The following is a 4,196-nucleotide window of genomic DNA, read 5'->3' as shown; positions in this document are numbered from 1 at the left end:
CAGCCCGCGAGCCCGGAATCCATATTCCCCGCCCGCAGAGATGTGATTACGGCGTCGCAACGCGGTGCTTTAAGGGCAATGTCAGGGGTTATGGATTCCGGGCTCGCGCTTCGCGCGCCCCGGAATGACGAGAGGAGCACCCATGCCGACCGAACGTTTTCAATTCACCGGCAGCGGTGGCCATCAGCTCGCTGCGGCGCTCGGTCTGCCGGAGACCACACCGGTCGCTTTCGCCCTGCTGGCGCATTGCTTCACCTGCAGCAAGGACAACCTCGCTGCGCGGCGGATCGCCACCGCGCTGGCGGCGCGCGGCATCGCCGTGCTGCGCTTCGACTTCACGGGGCTCGGCGCCAGCGAGGGTGGGTTCGAGAATGCGACCTTCTCCTCCAACGTCGCCGATCTCGTCTTGGCCGCCGATCATCTGCGCGCCTCGTATCAGGCGCCGACGCTGCTGATCGGGCACAGCCTCGGCGGCGCCGCGGTGCTGGCGGCTGCGGCGCAGATCCCGGAGGCCAAGGCGGTCGCGACCATTGCGGCGCCGTCCGATCCGTCGCACGTCACGCATCTGTTCGCCGAGCAGGTCGATGCCATCCGCGCCGATGGCCGCGTCGAGGTGACGCTCGCCGGCCGCCCCTTCACCATCAAGCGCGAGTTTCTCGACGATGCCGCCGAGCACAATCTGCTGACGCACGTGGCCAAGCTGCACAAGGCGCTGCTGATCCTGCATGCGCCCGGCGACGACACCGTCGGCATAGACAACGCCACCAAGCTGTTTCTCGCCGCCAAGCATCCGAAGAGCTTCGTCTCGCTCGACCACGCCGATCATCTGCTCGGCGACCGCCGCGATGCCAACTACGCGGCCGACGTGATCGCCGCCTGGGCCGAGCGCTATCTCGACGCGCCGAAGCCTGCGGCGATGCCGGCCGGCGCGCCGGAGGTGCCGCGCATCGTCACCGTGCAGGAAACCGGCAACGGCAAATTTCAACAGCGCGTCGCGGTCGGGCCGCACCGCTCACTGGCCGACGAGCCGGTCGCGGTCGGCGGCGCCGATTCCGGTCCGGGGCCGTACGACCTGCTGCTCTCGGCGCTCGGTGCCTGCACCTCGATGACGGTCCGGCTCTATGCCGACCGCAAGCAGCTGCCGCTGGAGCGCACCACGGTGACGCTGAGCCACGCCAAGATCCACGCCGAGGACTGCGCCGATTGCGAGACCAAGGTCGGCCTGCTCGACCGCATCGAACGCGTCATCGCCTTCGAAGGCGACCTCGACGCCGAGCAACGCGCCAAGCTGATCGAGATTGCCGACAAATGCCCGGTGCACCGCACGCTGACGTCGGAAGTGAAGATCGTGACGCGCGCCGCCGATTGACGCCACGGCACCGTCACGCGACACTGCGGAAAAACAAATCGGGAGGCGACGATGCCGGCGGTGCCGCGGATCGATCCGAAGACGATTTTCACCGCAGATGAATGGGCGCGGCTGACGCGCCGCAGTTCCGCGCGCGGACTATGGCTGGTCGCGCATGCCTGGGGCACGATCGGCCTGGCGATCGCGCTGGTGACGCTGTGGCCGAATCCGCTGACCTGGCTGATCGCCGTGATGATCGTCGGCACGCGTCAGCTCGGACTGGCCATCCTGATGCACGAGGCGGCGCATGGCGGATTGCACCGCGATCCGAAGCTGAACGAATGGATCGGGCAATGGCTGTGCGCCGTGCCGGTCGGCGCCGACCTGCCCGCCTATCGCCGCTATCATCTGCAGCATCACAAATACACGCAGCAGCCCGAAGATCCGGATCTCGTGCTGTCGGCCCCGTTTCCGATCAGCAAGGACAGTTTCGTCCGCAAGGCGGTCCGCGATCTCACCGGGCAGACCTTCGTCAAACAACGCCTGCCGCTGTTGAAGGCTCTGTTCACGCCTCGCGCGGCCGGCGACAGCGTCGACCACGAGAGCTTCGTCGCCACCGGTGCCGATCGCACCAAGCGCTTCCTGGCGGCGAACGCGGTGTTGCTCGTGCTGTTCTGGCTCTGCGGCGCGGGCGTCTGGTATGTGGGCGTGTGGCTGGTGGCGATGGCGACCTGGTTGCCGCTGGTCACCCGGATCCGCAACATCGCCGAGCATGCCTGTACGTCGACCAGCGCCGACCCGTTCACGCAAGCCCGGACCACGCTCGCGAACCCACTCGAGCGGGCGCTGATCGCTCCCTATTGGGTGAACTACCACGCCGAGCATCATCTGTTCATGTATCTGCCCTGCTACAACCTTCCCGAGGCGCACCGCTTGCTGCACGACAAGGGCCTGGTCGGCCGGGTGACGGTGGCGCCGTCCTATCTCGACGTGCTGAAACTCGCTACGGCGCGTCAACGCGCGGTGGCCGCGGAGTGACGCGCAGCGACGTGCGCCGCAAAGGCGAGTTGCCGACCGCAGACGCGTTCCACTGGCTTTACTCCGGCCGAAGAATGACTCGATCGCGCGACGAATCCGCGACGGCTCGGTAGGCGAGCTGCGCCTGATCCAGCGCATACACCGCACTCGCGACGATCGGAAACGGCTGCAAGGCGCCGCTGGCGAACCCCGGTCCCAACGCGCGCAACACCTCGCCTGTCGCGATCGAGGAGAAGCCGAGCGTATCGATGCCGACATACGTATGCTGGGCGCGGTAGAAGGCGAGAATGTCGAATTCGACGATGCGCTTGACGGCGGCGATCAGGATCTGCCGACCGCGCAGGCCGAGCGCTGCATTCGCCGCAGCGAAATACGGATCGCCGACAGTGTTGAACACCACGTCGGCGCCCTTGCCGGCGGTGAGGTCGCGGATGCGTGCGGCGACGTCCACCGACGACGAGTCGATCATCTCCACCGGCGCGCTGGCGTGGCCCGCATAGGGCTCGGCCTTGCGCACCACGCCGATGACGCGGGCGCCGCGCCAGGTCGCGATCTGCGCCGCGGCCTGCCCGACCTTGCCGTTGATGCCCATGATCACCAGCGTCTCGCCGCTTGCCAGCGCGGCACGGCGCAGGCCTTCGGCGGCGGTGACGAACGGCACGCCGATGCCGGCCGCCTCCTCCCACGTCACGCTCGCCGGCTTCTCGACCAGAGCGGCGGCTTCGACGACGAGATGCGTCGCGTGCGTGCCGTCGCGGCGGATGCCGAGATCGCCGGACGAGCCGAACACGTCGCGGCCGATCCAGTCGGTCGGGCCGTCGATCACCACGCCGGCATAGTCGCGACCCGGCGTGCGCGGAAACACCGCGTAAGGCATCAGCCCGGTCGCCGCTTTGACGTCGGACGGATTGACCGCGGCGGCGCGCAGTTCGATCAGCACGTCGGTCTCGGCGCGACGCGCCAGCGGCAAGCGCTCGATCGCCGGCGCAATCGCGGCTGCGTCGTTCGCCTTGGCATTGAGGCGGACGCAGCGCGCTTCGGCCGTTTTGAAGGCGGGGGTGGCGGTTTCGGTCATCATCGAGCTCCGGCAGAACGCCGCGTCGCGCGGCGCCGTGTTCTGCCAGATTTCGCCGCGGCCTGCTATGCGGCCGGGCGCGCACTCATCGTCAGCAGATCATAGCGCGCCACCGGTTCGCCGTTCTGGTTGACGACCTCGACATCCCAGCGCACCTCGCCGTATTCGGGCCGGCGCGCCGGCGACTTCTGCTTCACCGTCAGCTTCACCTTGATGCTGTCGTCGGGCGACACCGGCTTGAGGAAGCGCAGATTGTCGAGGCCGTAATTGGCGAGCAGCGGGCCCGGTGCGGGATCGACGAACAGGCCGGCGGCGAACGCCAGGATCAGATAACCGTGCGCGACGCGGCCGGGGAAGAACGGGTTGGCCTTGGCGGCGGCCTCGTCCATGTGGGCGTAGAACGTGTCGCCGGTGAAGTGCGCGAAGTGTTCGATATCGTCGAGCGTGATCGGGCGGCTCGCGGTCTCGATGCTTTGACCGATTTCGAGTTCGTTGTAATTCAGCTTGAACGGATGCACATCGGCGGCCGGCGCCGGCGCGCCGCGGCCCCAAACGCCGGTGAGCTTGGCGAGCCGGTGCGGCGAGGCCTGGATCGCGGTGCGCTGCATGTAGTGAACCACGCTGCGCAGGCCGCCGAGCTCCTCGCCGCCGCCGGCGCGGCCGGGGCCGCCGTGCAGCAGCGCCGGCAGCGGCGGGCCGTGGCCGGTCGATTCCGCCGCGTCGTCGCGATCGACG

At 68.3% G+C, this 4,196-nt stretch carries 4 protein-coding genes; 2 read left to right on the top strand and 2 right to left on the bottom strand.

Going from position 1 to position 4,196, the window contains the following annotated elements; genetic code table 11:
- The first annotated feature begins 142 nt into the window (after positions 1–142).
- Both IP86_RS24745 and IP86_RS24740 read left to right on the top strand, forming a co-directional pair.
- Positions 143–1,369, top strand: a complete 1,227-nt coding sequence (locus IP86_RS24745) for a bifunctional alpha/beta hydrolase/OsmC family protein (RefSeq protein ID WP_054165098.1) — start codon at positions 143–145, stop codon at positions 1,367–1,369.
- A 51-nt stretch (positions 1,370–1,420) separates the two neighbouring features.
- Complete coding sequence (locus tag IP86_RS24740; protein WP_054165097.1) at positions 1,421–2,386, top strand: fatty acid desaturase family protein; 966 nt, start codon at positions 1,421–1,423, stop codon at positions 2,384–2,386.
- 58 nt (positions 2,387–2,444) lie between these two features.
- Here IP86_RS24740 and IP86_RS24735 read toward each other — a convergent pair whose 3' ends face one another.
- Entirely contained in the window at positions 2,445–3,461 is a 1,017-nt protein-coding gene (locus tag IP86_RS24735; protein WP_054165099.1) for a quinone oxidoreductase family protein, read from the bottom strand.
- A gap of 65 nt (positions 3,462–3,526) precedes the next feature.
- Positions 3,527–4,196: MaoC/PaaZ C-terminal domain-containing protein (locus IP86_RS24730; protein ID WP_197279978.1), on the bottom strand; the 670-nt coding region annotated here is incomplete at its 5' end.

The organism is Rhodopseudomonas sp. AAP120 (assembly GCF_001295845.1).
Lineage (GTDB): Bacteria > Pseudomonadota > Alphaproteobacteria > Rhizobiales > Xanthobacteraceae > Rhodopseudomonas.
Note: the sequence above shows the minus strand (reverse complement) of the source record. Positions and strands in the feature narration are given on the sequence as shown.

Bases quoted from the DNA above. Each gene is read 5' to 3' on its own strand.
- IP86_RS24745 (WP_054165098.1), top strand. From the start codon at position 143: ATGCCGACCGAACGTTTTCAATTCACCGGCAGCGGTGGCCATCAGCTC.
- IP86_RS24740 (WP_054165097.1), top strand. From the start codon at position 1,421: ATGCCGGCGGTGCCGCGGATCGATCCGAAGACGATTTTCACCGCAGAT.
- IP86_RS24735 (WP_054165099.1), bottom strand. From the start codon at position 3,461: ATGACCGAAACCGCCACCCCCGCCTTCAAAACGGCCGAAGCGCGCTGC.